This is a genomic window from Tepidimonas fonticaldi (assembly GCF_007556755.1).
In the GTDB taxonomy this organism is placed as follows: Bacteria; Pseudomonadota; Gammaproteobacteria; order Burkholderiales; family Burkholderiaceae_C; genus Tepidimonas; species Tepidimonas fonticaldi.
The window spans coordinates 119,891-140,630 of record NZ_VJOO01000005.1; the positions used below are offsets into that span (position 1 = coordinate 119,891).

Annotated in this window: 16 protein-coding genes and 1 tRNA gene; 7 read left to right on the plus strand and 10 right to left on the minus strand. The window is 70.3% G+C overall.

The features are described from left to right. The first annotated feature begins 5 nt into the window (after positions 1–5). Positions 6–1,199, plus strand: a complete 1,194-nt coding sequence (locus tag Tfont_RS04535) for an aminotransferase-like domain-containing protein (RefSeq protein ID WP_143968580.1) — start codon at positions 6–8, stop codon at positions 1,197–1,199. A gap of 200 nt (positions 1,200–1,399) precedes the next feature. On the opposite strand, the gene Tfont_RS04545 is transcribed toward Tfont_RS04535, so the two are convergent. Further along, on the minus strand, positions 1,400–1,939 hold the full coding sequence (locus tag Tfont_RS04545; protein WP_143968548.1) for a redoxin family protein: 540 nt from the start codon (positions 1,937–1,939) through the stop codon (positions 1,400–1,402). Between the two features lie 56 nt (positions 1,940–1,995). Between Tfont_RS04545 and Tfont_RS04550 the strand changes: the two genes are divergently transcribed. After that, complete coding sequence (locus Tfont_RS04550) at positions 1,996–3,366, plus strand: TrpB-like pyridoxal phosphate-dependent enzyme (RefSeq protein ID WP_143968549.1); 1,371 nt, start codon at positions 1,996–1,998, stop codon at positions 3,364–3,366. Positions 3,367–3,407: 41 nt separating this feature from the next. On the opposite strand, the gene serB is transcribed toward Tfont_RS04550, so the two are convergent. From serB to mfd, 5 genes are read right to left on the minus strand one after another with little or no spacing between them, the layout of a single operon-like run. Continuing rightward, positions 3,408–4,124: a phosphoserine phosphatase SerB gene (serB, locus tag Tfont_RS04555; protein WP_143968550.1), complete on the minus strand. Its 717-nt coding sequence runs from the start codon at positions 4,122–4,124 to the stop codon at positions 3,408–3,410. Next, positions 4,121–4,480 (minus strand): type II toxin-antitoxin system PemK/MazF family toxin, encoded by a 360-nt coding sequence (locus Tfont_RS04560; protein ID WP_143968551.1) that lies wholly within the window; start codon positions 4,478–4,480, stop codon positions 4,121–4,123. The genes serB and Tfont_RS04560 overlap by 4 nt, the downstream gene beginning before the upstream one ends. Continuing rightward, positions 4,477–4,695: a DUF2281 domain-containing protein gene (locus Tfont_RS04565; protein ID WP_185974471.1), complete on the minus strand. Its 219-nt coding sequence runs from the start codon at positions 4,693–4,695 to the stop codon at positions 4,477–4,479. Before Tfont_RS04565 ends, Tfont_RS04560 begins: the two co-directional genes overlap by 4 nt. 51 nt (positions 4,696–4,746) lie before the next feature. Continuing rightward, positions 4,747–5,367 carry a YitT family protein gene (locus Tfont_RS04570; RefSeq protein ID WP_143968553.1) on the minus strand — a complete coding sequence of 207 codons (621 nt, stop codon included), beginning with the start codon at positions 5,365–5,367 and terminating at the stop codon, positions 4,747–4,749. Beyond that, a complete protein-coding gene (mfd, locus tag Tfont_RS04575; RefSeq protein ID WP_143968554.1) occupies positions 5,364–8,852 on the minus strand; it encodes a transcription-repair coupling factor in 3,489 nt (1,162 codons plus the stop codon). The genes Tfont_RS04570 and mfd overlap by 4 nt, the downstream gene beginning before the upstream one ends. 28 nt (positions 8,853–8,880) lie before the next feature. On the opposite strand from mfd, the gene ispD reads away from it, so the two are divergent. Continuing rightward, positions 8,881–10,146, plus strand: a complete 1,266-nt coding sequence (gene ispD, locus Tfont_RS04580; protein ID WP_143968555.1) for a 2-C-methyl-D-erythritol 4-phosphate cytidylyltransferase — start codon at positions 8,881–8,883, stop codon at positions 10,144–10,146. Positions 10,147–10,174: 28 nt separating this feature from the next. Here ispD and Tfont_RS04585 read toward each other — a convergent pair whose 3' ends face one another. Together Tfont_RS04585 and ompR are read right to left on the minus strand one after the other, a co-directional pair. Beyond that, on the minus strand, positions 10,175–11,476 hold the full coding sequence (locus Tfont_RS04585) for an ATP-binding protein (RefSeq protein WP_143968556.1): 1,302 nt from the start codon (positions 11,474–11,476) through the stop codon (positions 10,175–10,177). Then, positions 11,476–12,195 (minus strand): osmolarity response regulator transcription factor OmpR, encoded by a 720-nt coding sequence (gene ompR, locus Tfont_RS04590; RefSeq protein WP_068609445.1) that lies wholly within the window; start codon positions 12,193–12,195, stop codon positions 11,476–11,478. The genes Tfont_RS04585 and ompR overlap by 1 nt, the downstream gene beginning before the upstream one ends. Positions 12,196–12,299: 104 nt before the next feature. Here ompR and Tfont_RS04595 point away from each other — a divergent pair, with 104 nt between their 5' ends. Next, positions 12,300–13,070 carry an SIMPL domain-containing protein gene (locus Tfont_RS04595; RefSeq protein ID WP_143968557.1) on the plus strand — a complete coding sequence of 257 codons (771 nt, stop codon included), beginning with the start codon at positions 12,300–12,302 and terminating at the stop codon, positions 13,068–13,070. Between the two features lie 9 nt (positions 13,071–13,079). Here Tfont_RS04595 and Tfont_RS04600 read toward each other — a convergent pair whose 3' ends face one another. Beyond that, positions 13,080–13,850 carry a 3-hydroxybutyrate dehydrogenase gene (locus Tfont_RS04600; RefSeq protein ID WP_143968558.1) on the minus strand — a complete coding sequence of 257 codons (771 nt, stop codon included), beginning with the start codon at positions 13,848–13,850 and terminating at the stop codon, positions 13,080–13,082. Positions 13,851–13,926: 76 nt separating this feature from the next. Here Tfont_RS04600 and Tfont_RS04605 point away from each other — a divergent pair, with 76 nt between their 5' ends. The 3 genes from Tfont_RS04605 to Tfont_RS04615 all read left to right on the plus strand — a co-directional run bounded on the left by Tfont_RS04605 (position 13,927) and on the right by Tfont_RS04615 (position 17,260). After that, complete coding sequence (locus Tfont_RS04605) at positions 13,927–14,904, plus strand: alpha/beta fold hydrolase (protein ID WP_143968559.1); 978 nt, start codon at positions 13,927–13,929, stop codon at positions 14,902–14,904. Beyond that, positions 14,901–17,117, plus strand: a complete 2,217-nt coding sequence (locus tag Tfont_RS04610; protein WP_143968560.1) for a RelA/SpoT family protein — start codon at positions 14,901–14,903, stop codon at positions 17,115–17,117. The genes Tfont_RS04605 and Tfont_RS04610 overlap by 4 nt, the downstream gene beginning before the upstream one ends. A gap of 66 nt (positions 17,118–17,183) precedes the next feature. Further along, a tRNA-Val gene (locus Tfont_RS04615) sits at positions 17,184–17,260 on the plus strand. A 73-nt stretch (positions 17,261–17,333) separates the two neighbouring features. Here the strand turns inward: Tfont_RS04615 and Tfont_RS04620 are convergent. Next, positions 17,334–20,714 (minus strand): bifunctional diguanylate cyclase/phosphodiesterase, encoded by a 3,381-nt coding sequence (locus tag Tfont_RS04620; RefSeq protein ID WP_143968561.1) that lies wholly within the window; start codon positions 20,712–20,714, stop codon positions 17,334–17,336. Positions 20,715–20,740 lie beyond the last annotated feature (26 nt).

The following is a 20,740-nucleotide window of genomic DNA, read 5'->3' on the forward strand; positions in this document are numbered from 1 at the left end:
CCCCGGTGCGGCTGGCCGAGCGGCTGGCCTACGTCGAGACCTCGGCGATCCGGGAACTGTTCAAGCTGCTGGGCAAGCCCGGCATCATCAGCTTCGCCGGCGGCTTTCCGGATGCGGCGCTGTTCGACGTCGACGGCATCCGCGAGGCGACGCTGGCGGCGCTTGCCGCCAACCCCGGCGCGGCGCTGCAGTACGGCGCCACCGAGGGGTTTGATCCGCTGCGCGAGCAGCTGGCGGCCTTCATGGCCGCCAAGGGCGCGCGCGGCGTGGCGCCCACCGACCTGATCGTGACCACCGGCAGCCAGCAGGCGCTGGACCTGATCGGCAAGACGCTCGTCTCGCCGGGTGACACGGTGATCGTCGAGGCACCGACGTTCCTGGCCACCATCCAGTGCTTCCGCCTCTACGGCGCGCAGCTGCTGACGGTGCCGGTGGACGGGCAGGGCGCGGATGTCGGGGAGCTCGAGCGCCTGATCGAGCGGCACCGGCCAAAGTTCGTTTACCTCATCCCGACGTTCGGCAACCCGAGCGGCGCGCAGATGAGCCTGGAGCGCCGCCGCCGCGTGCTGGAGCTGGCGGTGCGCACGCGCACGCTGGTGGTGGAGGACGATCCCTACGGCGATCTCTATTTCGACGCCCCGCCGCCGCCAAGCCTGCTGGCGCTGAGCCACGAGGTGCCGGGCAGCCGGGACTGCCTCGTGCACTGCGGAAGCCTGAGCAAGGTGCTCTCCCCAGGGCTGCGGATTGGCTGGATGGTGGCCCCGCCCGAGCTGCTGGCCAAGGCGACGATGTGCAAGCAGTTCAGCGATGCGCACACCAGCACCTTCGCGCAGGCCACCGCGGCGCAGTATCTGGCCAGCGGCCGCATGCCGGCGACGCTCGAGCGCGTGCGCAGCATCTACGCCCGCCGCGCCGCGGCGATGGTGGAGGCGCTGCGGCAGGAGTTGGGCGAGGCGATCGACTTCGTGCCGCCGCGCGGCGGGCTGTTCGTCTGGGCGCGGCTGACCGGCGCGGGCGGCAAGCCGGCGGACGGCGGCGAGCTCGCGCGCCGGGCGATCGAACAGGGCGTGGCCTTCGTGCCGGGGGCGCCGTTCTTCGCCCGCGACCCGGATCCGGCGACGCTGCGGCTGAGCTTCGCGACGGTGGATGAGGAGCGCATCCGCGAGGGGGTGCGGCGGCTGGCGGTCGCCTTGGGCTGAAAGGCGCTCGAGGGTGGTTCAGGCCATCTTCTTCAAGACCGTGGCCCTGGTGATCGGGGTCATGGCGTTATGGGCGGCGTCCATCGTGCTGGGGCGATGGCTGGGTGGTCGGTGGGCTCGCACTTCCGCCTCTCGGGATGCGCTGTCCAAACTCATCGCCCTGTTGATCTTCGCAGCCGCCGTCATCATCTTTCTGCGGGTCACCGCGCCAGCGTGGCCGCCCACAACCTGAGCCGCATGCCGACGCCGGTGGTGTAGCCGACGGTGACGTGGCGCAGGCGGTCGCCGGCGTCCAGCACCGCGAACACCGGCACCGAGCGCCAGCCGTGCGCGGCGGCCAGGCGCCCGTCCGCGTCGAGCACCGTGACCCACGGCAGGCCGCGCTGCCGCAGGTAGGCGCGCACGGTGGCCGCATCGCCGCTGCGCGTGGCCAGCGTCACCACCGGCCGGTGGGCGGCCAGCGCGCTGACGGTGCCTTCCTCGGCGCGGCAGATGCCGCACCAGGTGGCCCAGACGTGCAGCGCCACGGGCGACCCCACGCCGGCGCCCAGCTGCGCGCGCAGGTCGGCCCAAGTGCCGCGGCCCTCGCTGCCGTCCGGCAGCAGCCACGCCAGCGTCCCTTCGGGCGCCCAGCGTTCTGGGGTGGCGCGCGTCAGCCACGCCTGCACCCCCAGGAAAACCCCGAGCGCCAGCGTCAGGGTGATCGAAGCTTCGCGTACAAAATGGCGGATGCGGCCCATGGCGCCATTGTGCCCGGGCACCCCCCACCGTATCCGACCCTCGAGGAGATCCCCCCGTGACGACGCCGACCAAGTTCCTGCTGCAGGAAAGCCAGATGCCCAAGTACTGGTACAACATCGCCGCGGACCTGCCGAAGGCCCCGCCGCCGGTGCTGCACCCGGGCACGCTGCAGCCGGTCGGCCCGGACGATCTGGCGCCGCTGTTCCCGATGGAGCTGATCCTGCAGGAGGTCAGCACCGAGCGCGAGATCGAGATCCCCGAGCCGGTGCGCGAGATCTACCGCCTCTGGCGGCCGAGCCCGCTGTTCCGGGCCCACCGGCTGGAGAAGGCGCTGGGCACGCCGGCCAAGATCTTCTACAAGTACGAGGGCGTCAGCCCCGCCGGCAGCCACAAGCCCAACACCGCGGTGCCGCAGGCGTTCTACAACGCGCAGGCCGGCACGAAGCGCCTGACGACCGAAACCGGCGCCGGGCAGTGGGGCACGTCGCTGTCGTTCGCGGGGCAGCTGTTCGGGCTGGAGGTGCTGGTGTTCCAGGTGCGCGTCAGCTACGACCAGAAGCCCTACCGCCGCGCGGTGATGGAGACCTACGGCGCGCGCTGCCTGCCGTCGCCGTCCACCGAGACGGAGTACGGCCGCCGCGTCCTGGCGCAGCGGCCGGACCACCCCGGCAGCCTCGGCATTGCGATCTCCGAGGCGGTGGAGCTGGCCGCGCAGCGAGACGACACCAAGTACGCGCTCGGCTCGGTGCTCAACCATGTGCTGCTGCACCAGACCGTGATCGGGCTGGAAGCGATGGAGCAGCTGCAGATGGCCGACGCCTGGCCGGACGTGATCGTCGGCGCCACCGGCGGCGGCAGCAACTTCGCCGGCATCGCCTTCCCGTTCATCGGCCACGGGCTGCGCGGCGGGGCGCGGCCGCGCATCGTGGCGGTGGAGCCGGCCGCCTGCCCGTCGCTGACGCGCGGCAAATATGCCTACGACTTCGGCGACACGGCGCACCTGACGCCGCTGACCAAGATGCATACGCTCGGCTCGACCTTCACGCCGCCGCCGTTCCACGCCGGCGGGCTGCGCTACCACGGCATGGCGCCGCTGGTGTCGCACCTGAAGGAGCTGGGCCTGATCGAGGCGGTGGCCTACACGCAGACGCAGTGCTTCGAGGCCGGTGTGCTGTTCGCGCGCAGTGAGGGCATCGTGCCGGCGCCAGAGGCCAACCACGCCGTCAAGGGCGCGATCGAGGAGGCGCTGCGCTGCAAGCGCGAGGGCCGGAGCGAGACGATCCTGTTCAACCTGTGCGGCCACGGCCACTTCGACATGGCCGCGTACCAGAAATACTTCGCCGGCGAGCTCAAGGACGAGACCTACGACGAGCGCGAGCTGGCGATGGCGTTGTCGGGCCTGCCGAGCGTGCCGGAGCCGGTTTGAGAAAGGCGTGGGTTGGCATCCGATGGAAATGGTTTGGTTGCTCAGGGCCGCACGACCTCCAGCAGCCGGTCCAGCCCGCCCATGTCGATGGCGACGTGGGCCTGCTGGCGCACCTTCGGCTTGGCGCGGTAGGCCACCGCCAGGCCGGCGGCGGCCATCATCTCCAGGTCGTTGGCGCCGTCGCCCATCGCGATGGCCTGCTCGGGCGTGCAGCCGATCAGGTCGCACGCCTGCAGCAGCGTGCGGCGCTTCTCGGCGCCGTCGCAGATGTCGCCCCAGTGCTGGTCCAGCAGCCGCCCGGTCAGGCGGCCGTCGACGATTTCCAGTTTGTTGCTGCGCGCGAAGTCCAGCGCCAGCCGCTCGCGCAGCCGGTCGGTGAAGAAGGTGAAGCCCCCGCTGACCAGCAGCACCTTGAGCCCCGCCCCCTTGCACGCCAGCACCAGCTCGGCCGCGCCGGGGTTGAGCTGGAGGCGCTGGCGGTAGACGTCCTCCAGGTGCTGCACCGGCACGCCGGCCAGCAGCGCCACGCGGCGGCGCAGGCTTTCCTTGTAGTCGGCGATCTCGCCGCGCATGGCGGCTTCGGTGATGGCGGCGACCTCGGCCTTGCGCCCGGCGGCATCCGCAATCTCGTCCACGCACTCGATGTTGATCAGCGTGGAGTCCATGTCGAAGGCGATCAGCTTGAAGTCGCGCAGACGCAGCGGCGGCGCGATGCCCCGCACCGCGAGGCCGGGGGCGATGTCGGTCAGTGGGGTCATGGTGGGGTTGGTTCGTGGACGATCCAGTGGGCCAGCCGCTGGCGCATGCGATCCAGCCGCGCGGGCGCGACGGCACCCAGGGCGCCCGCCAGCGTGGCCCCCTCGACCACCGCCAGCCGCGACAGCCGTGCCACGCTCGGGGCCTTCAGGCCGGTGTCGGCAAAGTCCGGGTCGGTGGGCAGGATCGGTTCATCCAGATCCGGCTCGGCCTGGTGCAGGCGGGAGGTGACCATGCAGACCAGCCAGTCGTCGAAGCGGCTGGAGGCGCGGCGCAGCAGCACAACGGGCCGTAGCTTGCCGGGGGTGAGGTCGGTCTGGGCAAGGCGCAGCAGGGCGACCTGACCAGGTCGCTTCATGCCCAGCGTTCCCGAAGGTCGCGCTCGTCGTATGCGACGGGGTCATCGTCGATCGCCGCCAGCTGGGCCAGGATGTTTTGGTCGGCCTCGCTCCAGTCTGCGACCATCGACTGATGCCGTGTGAGAAGAAATTCGACGAAATCGACGACCTCCGCCTGCGCGTCGGCGGGCAGCGTCTGGAACCGCTCCAGCAGTCGATCGGCAAGGGTGGTCATGGTCATCACGCCCAAGGTATTGGATATGGAAATTCTACTGGGCATAAGGCATCAGTACGCCACGTAGCGCCCGGGCCGGTGGTTGATCGCCAGCGTCAGGTTCATTAGCGCCGCGCCGAGCACCGACAGCAGCAGCTGCAGCGGGCCGACCCACGGAATGGCGGCCAGCAGGATGACGGCGTCGATGGCCAGCTGCACCACGCCGGCGCGCCAGCCGTAGCGCTCCTGCAGCCACAGCACCAGGGTGTTGAAGCCGCCGAGGCTGGCCCGGTGGCGGAACAGGATGATGAAGCCGACGCCGATCAGCAGCCCGCCGGCCACGGCGGCGAACAGCGGATGCAGCGACTCGATTGCCAGCCAGCGCGGCACGGCCTCGGTAAAGGCGGCCAGCAGCCCGACGGCCAGCACCGTCTTGAGCGTGAACGCGCCCCCCATGCGCACCCAGGCCAGCGCGTAGAACGGCAGGTTGATGGCGAACACCAGCGCGCCGAACGGCCAGCCGGTGGCGTAGTGAGTGACGAAAGCAAGACCCACGGTGCCGCCGGTCACCAACCCCGCCTGGCGGAACAGCACCAGCCCCAGCGTCACGATCAGCGTGCCGGTCAGCAGGGCCTGTGTATCGTCCAGCCAGGTGTGGCGCGGGGTGGGAAAGGGCGTGTCGGCGGGGGTCATGCGGTTTCGGCGGCCAAAGGCTGACCCAGCGATCGCAGCACGTCACGCACCAGCTGGGCGCGCCCCGATGGCTCGGGCAGGGCGCGCTCGATCTTCAGGCGGTCATTGCCCGCCAGTTTGACCTGGCGGTTCTTCTGCACCAGCTCGATGATGCGCATCGGGTCCACGGGCGGATTGGGGCGAAAGCTGATCAGCACATGCGACGGGGCGGCGTCGATCTTGACCACGCCGTAGCGGCTGGCCAGCACACGCAGCCGGTGCACGTCGATCAGGTTTTGCGCGGGCGGGGGCAATTTGCCAAAGCGGTCGACGATTTCTTCGACCAGCGCGTCGATCTGCTCGTTGGTCTTGGCGGTGGCGAGCTTCTTGTAAAAGCTCAGGCGCAGGTGCACGTCGCCGCAGTAGTCCTGCGGCAGCAGGGCCGGGGCGTGCAGGTTGATCTCGGTGGTCGCGGCCAGGGGTTTGAGCAGATCGGGCTCCTTTCCCTCGCGCAGGCTGCGCACGGCCTCGGCCAACATCTCGTTGTAGAGTTGAAAGCCGACCTCCATCATGTTGCCGCTCTGGCTCTCGCCCAGCACCTCACCGGCGCCGCGGATTTCCAGGTCGTGCATCGCGAGGTAAAAGCCGCTGCCCAGCTCCTCCATCTGCTGGATCGCCTCCAGCCGCTGCGCGGCCTGCTTGGTCAGCCCCTCGATGTCGGGCACCAGCAGGTAGGCGTAGGCCTGGTGGTGGCTGCGCCCGACGCGCCCGCGCAACTGGTGCAGCTGCGCCAGGCCAAACTTGTCGGCGCGGCTGATGACGATGGTGTTGGCGGTCGGCACGTCGATGCCGGTCTCGATGATGGTGGAGCACAGCAGCAGGTTGAACCGCTGGGCGACGAAGTCGCGCATCACGCGCTCCAGCTCCCGCTCCGGCATCTGGCCGTGGGCGATGCCGATGCGCGCCTCGGGCAGCAGCTGCTCCAGCTTGGCCCGACGGTTCTCGATGGTTTCCACCTCGTTGTGCAGGAAGTAGACCTGCCCGCCGCGCTTGAGCTCGCGCAACACCGCCTCGCGGATGACGCCGGCGTTTTCCTCGCGCACGAAGGTCTTGATCGCCAGCCGCCGCTGCGGCGCGGTGGCGATCACCGACAGGTCGCGCAGCCCCTCCAGCGCCATGCCGAGCGTGCGCGGGATGGGCGTCGCGGTCAGCGTCAGCACGTCCACTTCGGCGCGCAGCGCCTTGATGGCCTCCTTGTGGCGCACGCCGAAGCGGTGCTCCTCGTCGATGATCAGCAGCCCCAGGTTTTTGAACTGGGTCTTTTCCGACAGCAGCTTGTGCGTGCCGACCACGATGTCGATGGTGCCGTCCGCGATGCCCTTGAGTGCGGCGCTGATCTCTTTGGCCGTGCGGAAGCGGCTCATCTCCGCGATGCGCACCGGCCAGCGCGCAAAACGGTCCACCAGCGTTTGGTAGTGCTGCTCGGCCAGCAGCGTCGTCGGGGCCAGGAAGGCGACCTGCTTGCCCCCGGTCACGGCGACGAAGGCCGCGCGCAGCGCCACCTCGGTCTTGCCAAAGCCCACGTCGCCGCAGACGAGCCGATCCATCGGCCGCGGGCTGATCATGTCCTGGATGACGGCGTGGATGGCGGCGCGTTGGTCCGGCGTTTCCTCGAAGCCGAAGTCGTTGGCGAACGCCTCGTAGTCCTTGGCGTCGAAGCGGAAGGCGTGGCCCTCGCGCGCGGCACGGCGCGCATAGACGTCGAGCAGCTCGGCGGCGGTGTCGCGCACCTGCTCGGCGGCCTTGCGCCGGGCCTTGTCCCACTGGCCGCTGCCCAGGCGGTGCAGCGGCGCCTCCTCGGCGCTGACGCCGGTGTAGCGGCTGATCAGGTGCAGCTGCGACACGGGCACGTAAAGCGTCGCCCCCTGGGCGTACTCCAGGTGCAAAAACTCCTGCAGGGCGGGCGTGCCGTCGGGGTTCTTCTCGCCCAGGTCCAGGTTGACCAGCCCGCGGTAGCGCCCGATGCCGTGCTGCGCGTGCACGACGGGGTCGCCCAATTGCAGCTCGCTCAGGTCCTTGATCAGCGCTTCGACATCGCTGGTCTGCTCCTGCTTGCGCCGTCGGCGCACGGTCGGACCGGCGGCAAACAGCTCGGTCTCGGTAACGAGTTCGATACCGGCCTCGGGCCAGGCAAACCCCGCCGCCAGCGGCCCGGTGGCGATGCCCACCGGCTCGGTGCTGGCGCGGAAGGCCGCCAGGTCGTCGAAAACCGGGGGATCCAGCCGGCTGGAGCGCAGAAAGTCCAGCAAACTCTCGCGCCGGCCGTCGCTTTCGGCCAGAATCAGCACCCGGGCCGTGGTGCGCCGCAGGTGGGCGTGCAGCCGCTCCAGCGGGTCGTCGGCGCCGCGCTGCGCGGTCAAGTCGGGCAGCGCGTCGATGACGCCGGGCCATGCCGCCAGCGCTTGCGCGGCAGCGGCGGGGCGCAGCGCCCATTGGGCGTGCGGTTTGGCGCGGGCATAAAAGCCCTCGGCGTCCAAAAACAAGGTCTCCGGCGGCAGGGCGGGGCGCTCCGGGTCGCCCTGCACCAGGCGGTAGCGCTCGCGGGTGTCCTGCCAAAAACGCTGGAAGGCGTCGTCCAGGTCGCCGTGCCACACCAGCGTCGCGTCCGCCCCCAGGTAGTCGAAGACGGTGGCCGTCTCGTCGAAGAACAGCGGCAGGTAGTACTCGATGCCCGCGGTGGCCACGCCGTTGCCGATGTCCTTGTACAGGCGGCTCTTGGTCGGGTCGCCTTCCAGCAGCTCGCGCCAGCGGGCGCGAAAGCGCGCGCGCGCCGCATCGTCCATCGGAAACTCGCGCCCGGGCAGCAGGCGCACCTCGGGCACGGGGTACAGGCTGCGCTGCGTGTCCGGATCGAAGGTGCGGATGGAGTCGATCTCGTCGTCGAACAGATCGACGCGGTACGGCATGGGCGACCCCATGGGGAAGAGATCGATCAGCCCGCCGCGCACCGCGTATTCGCCCGGGCTGACGACCTGGGTGACGTGCTGGTAACCCGCCAGGGTGAGCTGGGCGCGCAGGCGCGCTTCGTCCAGCTTTTGCCCGGTTTTGAAGGCAAAGGTGTAGGCCGCCAAAAACGACGGCGGCGCCAGCCGGTACAGCGCCGTGGTGGCCGGCACCAGGATGACGTCGGCGCCGTCGTCCGCCGCGCGCTGCTGGATGCGCCACAGCGTGGCCAGCCGCTCAGAGATCAGGTCCTGGTGCGGCGAAAAGGTGTCGTAGGGCAGGGTTTCCCAGTCCGGAAACAGCGCGCAGCGCAGCCCGGGCTCAAAGAACGGCAGCTCGGCGAGCAGCCGCTGGGCGTCTGCCGCGTCGGCGGTGACGATGGCCGTCGGGCGGCCGGCGGCCTTCTCGCGCGTGGCCAGGGCGGCGAGCACCATCGCATCGGCCGATGGGGCGGGGCGCGCCGACTGGAAGCGCTTGCCAGGGGTGAGGCGGGGAAGTTCCATGAGGGGCTGCATTCTAGAATCCACGGCCATGACGGATGCGAATGTTGCGCATGCCCTGCCGGTTTCCCGAGCGGCGAATGGCGCTGGCGTGCCGTGGCCCTCGGACGCGGGGGGCGCGGTGCGTTGCTATGCGCTCGTGCCGGCGGCGGGCAGCGGCAGCCGGTCGGGCCTGAGCACGCCCAAGCAGTACCACGTGATCGCGGGGCGCCGGGTGATCGACCACACGCTGGCGGCGTTGACGGCGGTGCCCGCGCTGGTCGGGGTGGGGGTGGTGCTGGCGCCGCAGGACGACACCCCCGTCGGCCAGGATGCGCGGGTGCGGGTCTGGCACGTCGGGGGCGCGACCCGCGCCGAGAGCGTGCTCAACGGGTTGACAGCCCTGGCCGAGGCCGGTGCGCGCGACCACGACTGGGTGCTGGTGCACGACGCGGCGCGTTGTCTGGTGCGGCCGGCGGACATCCAGGCCCTGATCGATACCTGCCGCGACGAGCCCGTGGGCGGGCTGCTGGCGGTGCCGTTGGCGGACACGCTCAAGGAGGCGGGCGCCGACGGCGGCATCGACCGGACCCTGCCGCGAGACGGCAAGTGGCTGGCACAAACGCCGCAGATGTTTCGCCTGGGGGCCTTGCGCGACGCCCTGCAGGCCCACCGCGATACGGGGTTTGCCGGCATCACGGACGAGGCCAGCGCCCTCGAGCGCTGCGGCGCCCGCCCGCGGCTGGTGCGCGGCAGCACCCACAACGTCAAGCTCACCTACCCGGAGGACTTTGCCGTGGCCCAGGCTTTGCTGACCGATTCCGACGCGCCCGCCTGGCGCATTGGCGAAGGCTGGGATGTCCATGCGCTGGTGCCGGGCCGGCGGCTGGTGCTGGGCGGGGTGGAGGTTCCGTTCGACCGCGGGCTGTTGGGCCACTCCGACGCCGATGCGCTGCTGCACGCCATCACCGACGCGTTGCTGGGCGCGGCGGGTTTGGGCGACATTGGCACCTGGTTCCCCGATACGGACGAGCGCTGGCGCGGTGCGGATTCCGTCCGGCTGTTGGCCGAGGCGCGTGCCGCCGTCCGTGAACGGGGATGGTTGCCGGTCAACGTCGATGCCACCGTCGTCGCGCAGGCGCCGCGTCTGGGCCCCTACCGCGCAGCCATGCAGGCCCGGATCGCCGCCTGTCTGGACCTGCCGCCGCAGGCCGTCAACGTCAAGGCTAAGACGGCCGAACGGCTGGGGCCCGCGGGCCAGGGGCTGTGCATCGAGGCGCGCGCGGTGGTGCTGTTGCGGCGCGCGTCGTGCGCCTGACGCGGCGGCCCCCGCGGGCGCAACCGGCTTACGCCGGCCGCAGCCGCAGCGTCACCGACAGGCCGCCCCCCGGGGCGTTGCGGATGTGGCACTCGCCCCCCATGCGCTCCAGCGCGCGCCGCACGATCGCCAGCCCCAGGCCGCTGCCCGGCGTGGTGCGCGCGCTTTCCGCACGGTAGAAGGGGTCGGTCAGCCGCGGCAGCGCGTCCGGCGCCGTGCCCGGGCCGTGGTCGCGCACCTCCAGCTCGATCCATTCGCCCCGCCGCGCGACCTGGATGTCGATGCGCACGCGGCCGTCGGCGCTGCGGCCGTGCCGCGTGGCGTTCTCGAACAGGTTGGTCAGCACGCGCTGCAAGGCCGTGGTGTCGGCCATCGCGTGCAGCCCCTCTGGAGCACGCACGCGCAGCTCGACGTCGTCGCGCTGGCGGTAGGGGGCGGCGGCCCGCTCCAGCGCGCCAGCGATCGGCGTGGCGTCCAGGTGGGCCGGGCGCTCGCGCGCGTAATCCAAAAACTGGCCGATGATGGTGTCCACATCGGCCACGTCGTCGGCCATGCGGGCCCGCGTCGAGGCGTCCGGCACGCCCATTTCGATTTCCAGCCGCAGCCGCGCCAGCGGGGTGCGCAGGTCGTGCGAGATGCCCGCCAGCATCAGGCGGCGGTCCGCTTCGGCGCGGGCGAGCTGCTCGGCCATGCGGTTGAAGGCCCGGTTGACGCCGGCAATCTCGCGCGTGGGTAGGGTGTCGTCCAGGCGCGCGCCGTCGAAATCCCCGTCGCGCACGCGCGCCGCGGCCTGCGCAAGCCGCTGCAGCGGCTGGTTGATCAAGCGCGTGATCGCCGCCGCGCCGACCATGGACAGCGCCAGCGCCGTCGCCAGCCAGGCCAGCCAGGTGCGCCCGCGCACGGCATCCAGCCGGGAGGGGTCGGCCAGCAGCCAGTACTTCTCCCCCTCGATGGCAAAGCCGATCCACAGCCCATCGAAGCCGTTGACCTCCCGCGCCACGATGGTGCCGGGGCCCAGGCGATCGATCAGGGCCACTGCGACCCGGTGGCCCGGGGAGTCGGCCTCGAACGGGGTGTAGGTGTCGTGCTCGTCGCGCACGGCGATGCGTACGTTCTCTTCGTCCACCAGGGTTTTGACCAGCGCCACGCGGGCGATGGGGTCGGTGTAGATGAGGGCCGCGCGCGTCAGGTTGACCAGCGAGGCCAGGGCTTGCGCGCTCTGCAGGGCGCGGGGTTCCTGCTCCAGCGTGCGAAAGGTCTGAAACCACGCCAGCACGCTGAGCAGCAGCAACCCCGACAGCAGCAGAAAGTTGCGCCAGAACAGGCTCATCAGTCGTCCGGCACGAACATGTAGCCCACACCCCAGACCGTCTGGATGTAGCGCGGGTTGGCGGGGTCGGGCTCGATCAGCTTGCGCAGGCGCGAGACCTGCACGTCCAGGCTGCGGTCGAAGGGTTCGAACTCCCGCCCGCGGGCCAGTTGCGCCAGCTTGTCGCGCGACATCGGCTGGCGTGGGTGGCGCACCAGGGCCTTGAGCATGGCGAACTCGCCCGTCGTCAGCGGCACCTCGACGCCGTCGCGGGTGAGGATGCGCTGACCCAGATCGAAGGCAAACGGCCCAAAGTGCACCACGGCCTTGTCCGCGGCGGCGGCCCCCGGGGCCTCGGGGCGGGGACGGCGGCGCAGCACGGCATGGATGCGCGCGAGCAGCTCGCGCGGATTGAAGGGCTTGGGCAGGTAGTCGTCGGCGCCGAGTTCGAGGCCGACGATGCGGTCCACGTCCTCGCCCTTGGCGGTGAGCATGATGATGGGCGTGTGGTCGCCGCTGGCGCGCAGGCGCCGGCAGATGGACAGCCCGTCTTCGCCGGGCAGCATCAGATCCAGCACGATCAGGTCCACGGGGTCGCGCAGCAGCAGGCGGTCCAGGCGCTGGCCGTTTTCGGCCAGCAGCACCTCGAAGCCTTCCTGACTCAGGTAGCGGTGCAGCAGTTCGCGGATGCGGGTGTCGTCGTCGACGATCACGAGGCGGTCCGGGCGGCGCGTGTTCATGCGGGCATTGTGGCGTGAAAATCCCGCGCTGGCAGCGCCGGCGCGGGCGCGGCATCGCTCGACGGTGGCACACTGCAGGCTTGCCGTCGCCCCAGGAGCACCCCATGCCGTTTGCCCGAACGACCTCGCCCGTCACCACCCACCCCGCTGTCCTTGCGCGTTGCGGGCTGCGCGGCGCGTTGTCGTCGAGCGCCGTCGTGTGGGCCCTGTGCCTGGGCGCGCCGCTGCCGCTGCTGGCCCAGGGGGTGTCGGAAGCGAATGTCGTGCACCTCAGCGCCCAGGCCGAGCAGCGCCTGCCGCAGGACTGGATCACCGTCACCGTGGCGGTGCGCCACCAAGCCCCCGATGCTGCCACCGTGCAAGCGCACCTGCGGCGAACGCTCGATCAGGCGCTGGCGCACATCCGCCCGCGCGAGCGGGCCGGACGGCTGGAGGTGGCCAGCGGCGGCTTCCAGGTCCAGCCGCGCTACGGGCGCGACGGGCAGATCACCGGCTGGCAGGGCAGCGCCGAGCTGCTGCTGCAGGGGCGGGATCTGGCGGGCATCGCCGCCCTGGCGGCCGAGCTGCCGGGCATGGCCGTCACGGGGCTGCAGATGTCGCTCAGCCGCGAGGCCGCCCGGCAGGCCGAGGCGGCGGTGCGCGGGCAGGCGATCGAGGCCTTTCGCCAACAGGCCGCAGAGGTGGCGCGGGCCTTCGGTTTCCAGGGCTACGAGCTGCGCGAGGTCCACGTCGGGACGCAGACCCCGGGGCCGGAGCCGCGTCCGTTGCTGCGGGCCATGGCGGCCAATGTCGCAGAGGCCGCCCCCGCGCTGCCGGTGGAGCCGGGGCAGGCGCTGCTGCAGGTCACCGTCTCGGGGGCCGTGCGGTTGAAGTGACGCGGCCCCTCACTGCGCGGCCCAGCCGCCGTCCATGTTCCAGGCCGCGCCGCGCACATTGTTGGCCGCCGGCGAGCAGAAAAACACCGCGAGTTCGCCCAGTTCCTCGGGCGTGGTGAACTGCATCGACGGTTCCTTCTCGCCCAGCAGCAGGCGCGTCGCCTCTTCGTTGCTGATGCCCAGGGCCGCGGCCTTGGCGTCCACCTGCTTTTGCACCAGCGGCGTCAGCACCCAGCCCGGGCAGATGGCATTGCAGGTGACGCCGGTGGTGGCCGTCTCCAGCGCCACGACCTTGGTCAGCCCCACGATGCCGTGCTTGGCCGCCACGTAAGCGGACTTCTGCGCCGAGGCCACCAGGCCGTGCACCGAGGCGACGTTGATGATGCGCCCCCAGTTGGCCGCCTTCATGGCCGGCAGCGCCAGCCGCGTGGTGTGGAAGGCGCTGCTCAGGTTGATCGCGATGATGGCGTCCCAGCGCTCCGGCGGAAAGTCCTCGATCGCCGCCACGTGCTGGATGCCGGCGTTGTTGACCAGAATGTCCACGCGGCCGAAGCGCTCGGCGGCGGCCCGCATCATGTCCTCGATCTCCGCCGGCCGGCTCATGTCGGCGCCGTGGTAGAGCACGTCCACGCCCAGCGCGGCGATCTCCGCCTGCGCCCCGTCCACATCGCCAAAGCCGTTGAGGACGATGTTGGCCCCTTGGCGAGCCAGGGCCTTGGCAATGCCCAGCCCGATGCCGCTGGTGGATCCGGTGACGAGGGCCGTCTTGTGCTTCAGCATGGTGCGCGCTCCAATTCCTTTACGATCTGGCGATCGACGTCGACGAAATCGCACGCATTATCAGCCACACATGCCCATGGAACCGACGCTGCATCACCTGGCCGTTCCTGGCCCCCGCGCTGCGCATGGCGAGCCCCGTCGCATCGCCTGGTGGGAGTGGAACGCCACCGGAGCCGCCCACCCCGCCCATGTCGTCGTGTGCGTGCACGGCCTGTCGCGCCAGGCGCGCGACTTCGATGTGCTGGCGCGGGCGCTGGCGCCCCACGCGGCCGTCGTGTGCGTGGATGTGGCCGGCCGCGGCCAGAGCGACTGGCTCGACGATCCGCTGGCCTACCAGATCCCGACCTACGTCAACGACCTGGCGGTTCTGCTGGCCCACCTGCGCCAGCGCCATGCCCAGGCGACCGGCACCGCCGAGCCCTATGCGCTGCGCATCGACTGGGTGGGCACCAGCATGGGCGGGTTGATCGGCATGGCGCTGGCGTCGCAGCCCGCCATGGGCTTGCACCGGCTGGTCCTCAACGATGTCGGGCCGGTGATCGAGCCGGCCTCGCTGGAGCGCATCGCCCGCTATCTGGGCCAGCAGCCCGTCTATCCGAGCGAGCAGGCCGCGGCGGACGCGCTCTGGCAGGTGTCCAGCACCTTCGGCCCGCACACGCCCGAGCAGTGGCTGGCGCTGACGCGCCCGATGCTGCGGCCGGTGGCGGGGGGATGGACGCTGCATTACGACCCCGCCATCGCGGTGCCGTTTCGTGCCCTTCTGGAGGCCCAGCGCGCGGCCCAGGCGGCCGACCCCGTTGCCGCAGCCCAGGCCCGCTCCGCCGCGCAGCAGGCGGGCGAGGCGGGCCTGTGGGCGATGTACGACGCCATCACCTGCCCCACGCTGCTGTTGCGCGGGGCCGAGTCGGACCTGCTGTCCCGCGCCACGGCCGTTGCCATGACACAGCGCGGCCCGCGCGCGCGGCTGGTGGAGTTTGCCGGGGTGGGCCACGCCCCGACGCTGGTGCAGGAGGACCAGGTGCGGGTCGTGCGGGACTTTCTGCTTGCGCCATGATCAGCCGCCCCACCCACGAGGACGAAGCCCCCGGCACGGCCACGGCGATCACGGCCGCGCTCGCCACCCCCACCGACGGCGACGGCCGCGCCCTGCAGCGCGCCCGGGCGTTTGCCGAGCCCCTGCTCAGCGGCGAAGCGCTGGACACGGGCGAGCCCGTGCTCGACCACGCCGACGCCGTGGTCCAGATCCTGGGCCGCATCGGGGGCACGCCGGACTTGCAAGCCTGTGTGTACCTCGTCTACGCCAGTCCCTTTCTTGCGCGCCCGCGCGAGATGATCGCCAAGGCCTTCGGCGAGGCGTTCGCCGACGTCGCCATCGAGACCAACAAGCTCATCCAGTTGCAGCGCCAGGCGCGCCAGCGCAGCGCACCGGCCGACGCCGCCGCGTCGGCGCTGGATGCCGCGCAGACCGAAAACGTGCGCAAGATGCTGCTGGCCTTCTCGCGCGACCTGCGCGTGGTGCTGCTGCGGCTGGCCTCGCGCCTGCAGACGCTGCGCTACCACGCCGCCGTCAAGCGCCTGCCGGAGCGCTCGCTCGCCGCCGAGTCGCTGCAGGTGTTCGCGCCGCTGGCCAACCGCCTGGGCATCTGGCAGCTCAAGTGGGAGCTGGAGGATTTGGCCTTCCGCTTTCTGGAGCCGGACACCTACAAGCACATCGCCCGGCTCCTCGACGAAAAGCGGGTCGAACGCGAGACACATGTCGAGCACGTCCGCCAGCGCCTGGAGCGCGAGCTGGCGGCCCTCGGCCTGTCCGCGCAGGTACAGGGCCGGCCCAAGCACATCTACAGCATCGTCAAGAAGATGCGCGGCAAGTCGCTCGATTTCGACCAGGTTTACGACCTGCGGGCGCTGCGGGTGATCGTCGAGACGGTGGACGACTGCTACCGGGTGCTGGCGTGGGTGCACGCGCATTTTTCGCCGGTGCCCGACGAGTTTGACGACTACATCGCCAAGCCCAAGCCCAATGGCTACCAGTCGCTGCACACCGTGGTGCGCGACGAGCAGGGGCGCGCCTTCGAGATCCAGATCCGCACGCGGGCCATGCACGAGCACGCCGAGCACGGCGTGGCGGCCCACTGGGCCTACAAGGAGGCCGGCACCAAGGGCTACGCGGGCGTGACCGCCGGGTCGTCCTACGACGCCAAGATCGCGGTGCTGCGCCAGCTGCTGGCGTGGCAGCGCGACTTGAGCGGCCTGTCGCACGGTCTGTTCGACGACAGCATCTACGTGCTCACGCCGCACGCGGCCATCGTCGAGCTGCCCAAAGGGGCCACGCCGGTCGATTTTGCCTACGCGGTGCACACCGATCTGGGCCACCGCTGCCGCGGCGCGCGCGTCGACGGGCAGATGGTGCCGCTGAACACCCCGCTGGCCAATGGCCAGACGGTGGAGATCGTCGCGGCCAAGGAGGGCGGGCCGTCGCGCGACTGGCTCAACCCCGAAGCGGGCTATCTGGTCAGTCACCGCGCCAAGGCCAAGGTGCGCGCCTGGTTCAACGCGCAGGCTGCGGCCGACAACATCGCGCGGGGCCGCGAGCAGGTCGAGCGGCTGCTGCAGCGCGAAGGCAAAACCGCCGTCAAGCTCGAAGACCTGGCCCTGGAGCTGGGGTTCGAGACCCCGGACGACCTGTTCGAAGCCGTGGGCAAGGAGGCGCTGACGCTGCGCGCCATCGAGCAGCTGCTCCACCGCGCCGAGCCGGCCCCGCCGCCCGACGAACTGGTGCTGAAAAAGGCGCGCAGCCAGCCCGGCGGGCGCCCCGGCGGTGTGCTGGTGGTGGGGGTGGGGTCCCTCATGACCACGCTGGCGCGCTGCTGCAAGCCTGCGCCGCCCGACGACATTCGCGGCTTCGTCACCCGAGGCAAGGGGGTGAGCGTGCACCGCGCCGACTGCCCCGACTTTTTGGCCCTGGCCCGCCGCCAGCCCGGCCGGGTGATCGAGGTGGAGTGGTCCGGCAGCGCCCCCGCAGGGCCCCATGCCCCCGTCTATGCGGTGGACGTGGGCGTGCAGGCCCAGGACCGCCAGGGCCTGCTGCGCGACATTTCCGAAGCCTTTGCGCGCGAGAAGATCAACGTCATCGGCGTGCAAACCCAATCCGTCAAAGGCGTGGCGTGGATGACATTTACCGTGGAGGTCAGCGATGCGACCCGCGTCAGCCGCGTGATGGCGGTGCTCACCGACGTGCCGGGGGTGCAAAAAGTCTGGCGCCGCTGACGGCGATCGGCCCGTTTTTCTGCTATAGTCTCGGTTCTGTCGACGCACCGATGTGCTAGACGCGACAGGCGCGTAGCTCAGCTGGTTAGAGCACCACCTTGACATGGTGGGGGTCGTTGGTTCGAGTCCAATCGCGCCTACCAAACACCAACAGCACAAAGGCCCGGAGTCACCTCCGGGCCTTTGTTTTTTGTGCCGGGTGTTGTTTGTGCCCGGTCAGGGGCGGGCGTTGGCGCGGGCGAATGCCACAAAGGCGTCCGCCTCCAGCGGCCGGCTGTACAGAAAGCCCTGGATTTCGTCGCATCCGCAGGCTTGCAGATGCGCGCGCTGCTCGTCCGTTTCCACCCCTTCGGCGATGGCCGTCATGCCCAGGGCGTGCGCCATGTCCACCATCGTCCGGACCAGCCGGCGCGCCATCTCGTCGTGGGCGATGTCGCGGACGAACGAGCGGTCGATCTTCAGCTTGTTGACCGAGAAATCGCGCAGATAGCTCAGCGACGAGTACCCCGTGCCGAAGTCGTCGATCGACAGGCGAAAGCCCGCGTCGTGCAGGCGCTGCAGCGTCTTGCCCGCGGCCACTGGGTCGCGCAAGGCGACCGCCTCGGTCAGTTCGATCTCGATGCGCTCGGGCGGCACGCCCGCGTCGCGCGCCATGGTGCACAGCTCATCGACCAGCTCGGTCTGCGCAAACTGCACCGCCGATACGTTGATGGCCAGGGTGATGGGGGGCAAGCCGGCTTCGTCCCAGGCGCGCACCGTCCGCAGCGCCTGCCGCTGCACCCACCGGCCGATGGGCACGATGCTGCCCGTCTGTTCCGCCAATGGAATGAATTCCGCCGGCGACACCGCCCCCCATTTGGGGTGCTGCCAGCGCAACAGGGCCTCGGCCCCGGTGAGGCGGCCGTCGCGCAGCGCCATCTGGGGCTGAAACACCAAAAACAGCTCGTTGGCCGCAATCGCGCCCTTGAGGGCCGCTGCCAGTTCGAGCGAGCGCTGGGTGTTGGCCTGCAGATCCGGCGAGAAGAAGCGCAGGCCGTTGCGGCCCTCCTGCTTCATGCGGAACATGGCGCTTTCCGCGGCGGATACCAGGGCCGTGGCGCTGTCCGCATCGGCCGGAAAGACCGCGATGCCGACCGAGGCCCCGACCGAGAGCAGGTTGTCGCGCACGGTCAGCGGCGCCTGCACGGCCTGCAGGGCGGCGCGCGCCGACAGGGCCACCGCACTTTGCGGTGCGCGCGGCATCAACGCGACGAAGGAGTCACCCGCGTAGCGCGCCAGGGCCGTGTCGGGGCCGAGTGCCTCGCGCAGGCGGTGCGCGGTCTCCACCAGCAGCTCGTCACCCACCGGGTGGCCCAGGGATTCGTTGACCACTTTGAAGTTGTCCAGGTTGAACCACAGCAGCGACAGCGGCTCGCCACGGCTGCGTGCCAGGTGCACCTCGCTGTGCAGCCGCTCCTCGAAGGCCTTCTTGTTCATCAAACCCGTCAACGGGTCGAAGTCGGACAGGTTGCGGATGCGTTGCTCGACCTCGCGCCGCAGGCTCACGTCCTCCATGTGCGCGACGTAGTGGGTGAGCTGCCCGGACTCGTCGCGAATCGGGTAGATGGCAGCCTTTTCGAAATAGATGCCGCCGTCTTTGCGCCGGTTGATGAATTCGCCTTCCCACGGCTGGCCACGCTCCAGTGTCTGCCACAGCCCGGCGTAGGTCTCGGGCGGGGTCTGGCCCGACTGAAACAGCCGGGGATTGGCGCCGATCACCTCGGCCGCCTCGTAGCCGCTGACCTGGGTGAATGCGCGGTTGACGTACTGGATCGCCCCATGGGTGTCGGTGATCAGCACGGGGTAGGGGCTTTGCTCCAGTGCCTGCGACAGGCGCAGAATGAGCGCCTGCTGGCGCCGTTGGGTCACCAGCGACCACAGGGTGTCGGCCAGCCGCTGCAGCAGCTCGACGTCGGCGTCGGTGTAGTCCTCGGGCTTGTTGCCCACGCCCATCAGCAGTTCCACACGGTCGCCCCGCACCACGGGCAGGCTCACCAGCCGCTGCAGCGGCGCATGGCCCGGGGGCAGGCCGCGCCGCTCCGGTGCCTGCGCATAGTCGTTGAAAACGACGGCGCGGCGCTGCCGCAAGGCCTCCGCCCAGATGCCGGCGCGGCTGACGGGGTAGTGCCGGTCGTAGGTGGCGGTGCAGTAGTTTTGCAGTGTGCTCGACGACCAGGACACCAGTTCGATGGTGTCCTGGTCCTCGTGGACCAGGTGGACGAACCCGATCACGCTGCCCGTCAGCCGCTCCGCGTGCTCCACGCCGCGGCGAAAAAACTCGCTTTCCTGCTCCCGATCGACATGGTCGCGCAGGTCCAGGATGGCGGCGTTCAGCCGGGCTTCGCGCTCGATGCGCTGCTCGTTGTGCACGGTTTCGGTGACGTCCCGCGACAGTACCAAAAAGGTGGGCTCCCGCCGGTCCGGCGGGCCGCTGGGTGGCTTCAGGACCACCGACAGCTCGAAAAACCGCGGCCCCTGCGGCAGCGGCAGGCGGATCCGCCGCCCGCGCGAAATCCCGGTGCGGCGCGCCTCGTCCATCGCGGCAAAGCACTGCTGTGCGGCGTCTGGTGGCATGACCGCCTGCAGATTGCGGCCCAGCAACTCGCTCGGCGGGGCCGTGAGTGCATGGCGTTCCCGCGCATGGATGGCCAGATAGACGCCCCGGGCGTCCATCTCGAACAGCAGATCGGGCAAGGTGCTGATCGTGGCTTGCAACTCGGATTGTGATCGTTGCAGCGCCAGATACGGCTGCGCGATGGTGGAGGCGAACAGCCCGCGGTACAAAAAGCCGTAGGCGACGATCTTGTAGACATGCCCCAGCAGGTTGTAGACGTCCGTGGCCAGGGCGTAGAGCGTGAAGAAATACTCGCTCATCGCCATGGCCAAGGCGGCCAGCGCCAGATTCCACACCGTGGGGGTGGGGCCCGTCGACGAGCGGGCGAGCCAGCCCAGGCCAGCAAGGACGTAGAGCGCGATCAACGCGTATTCGTACCCCACCTTGAAAGGCGTCAGCCCGCTGCCCGCCACATAGGTCGCGGGCAGGCGGTCGCCGTGAAAGAGGAACACATAGCTCAGCCCGATGGCCAGTGCCACGCACGCCACCAGCAGCGCGTGCCGGGGCAGGCGCAGAAGCCGCGCGTCCCATCGCGCGGGCCAGAACACCACGAACAACAGCACCCCGGCGGCCAGCGTGCGCGCCGCCAGCCAGAAGTTGATCGCCTTTTCGACCGTGTTGGGGGTCAAAAAGTCGGGCATGCCGTGGTAGGACAGGGTGTGCCCGATGTCCAGCAGCGCCACACCCAAAAACCCCACGCCCAGCACCAGCGTCCGGCCGTCCGATCGGTAGGGGTGGGTCTCCCAGGTGATGCCGAAGATCATCACCGCAATTGCCACCGCCACCATTTCGAGGAGGGTGTGCAGCGGAACGTAGCCTGCCAAACCCTCGGCCTGCGGGGGCGGGGGCAAGAGTTGCGCCAGACCTACACCCAGCAACAGGGCGATGAGCCACAGCACGAAGGCCCTGAAGCCCGGTGCGCGCGCAATGGAAAAAGTGACCATGAGGGTTGGGCGGAGCGTACCCACGG

What these genes read in the sequence shown, in the direction of transcription:
- Tfont_RS04545 (WP_143968548.1), bottom strand. Translation starts at nt 1,939, where the DNA reads ATGGGCCGCATCCGCCATTTTGTACGCGAAGCTTCGATCACCCTGACG.
- serB (WP_143968550.1), bottom strand. Translation starts at nt 4,124, where the DNA reads ATGACCCCACTGACCGACATCGCCCCCGGCCTCGCGGTGCGGGGCATC.
- Tfont_RS04560 (WP_143968551.1), bottom strand. Translation starts at nt 4,480, where the DNA reads ATGAAGCGACCTGGTCAGGTCGCCCTGCTGCGCCTTGCCCAGACCGAC.
- Tfont_RS04565 (WP_185974471.1), bottom strand. Translation starts at nt 4,695, where the DNA reads ATGACCACCCTTGCCGATCGACTGCTGGAGCGGTTCCAGACGCTGCCC.
- Tfont_RS04570 (WP_143968553.1), bottom strand. Translation starts at nt 5,367, where the DNA reads ATGACCCCCGCCGACACGCCCTTTCCCACCCCGCGCCACACCTGGCTG.
- mfd (WP_143968554.1), bottom strand. Translation starts at nt 8,852, where the DNA reads ATGGAACTTCCCCGCCTCACCCCTGGCAAGCGCTTCCAGTCGGCGCGC.
- ispD (WP_143968555.1), top strand. Translation starts at nt 8,881, where the DNA reads ATGACGGATGCGAATGTTGCGCATGCCCTGCCGGTTTCCCGAGCGGCG.
- Tfont_RS04585 (WP_143968556.1), bottom strand. Translation starts at nt 11,476, where the DNA reads ATGAGCCTGTTCTGGCGCAACTTTCTGCTGCTGTCGGGGTTGCTGCTG.
- ompR (WP_068609445.1), bottom strand. Translation starts at nt 12,195, where the DNA reads ATGAACACGCGCCGCCCGGACCGCCTCGTGATCGTCGACGACGACACC.
- Tfont_RS04595 (WP_143968557.1), top strand. Translation starts at nt 12,300, where the DNA reads ATGCCGTTTGCCCGAACGACCTCGCCCGTCACCACCCACCCCGCTGTC.
- Tfont_RS04600 (WP_143968558.1), bottom strand. Translation starts at nt 13,850, where the DNA reads ATGCTGAAGCACAAGACGGCCCTCGTCACCGGATCCACCAGCGGCATC.
- Tfont_RS04605 (WP_143968559.1), top strand. Translation starts at nt 13,927, where the DNA reads ATGGAACCGACGCTGCATCACCTGGCCGTTCCTGGCCCCCGCGCTGCG.
- Tfont_RS04610 (WP_143968560.1), top strand. Translation starts at nt 14,901, where the DNA reads ATGATCAGCCGCCCCACCCACGAGGACGAAGCCCCCGGCACGGCCACG.
- Tfont_RS04620 (WP_143968561.1), bottom strand. Translation starts at nt 20,714, where the DNA reads ATGGTCACTTTTTCCATTGCGCGCGCACCGGGCTTCAGGGCCTTCGTG.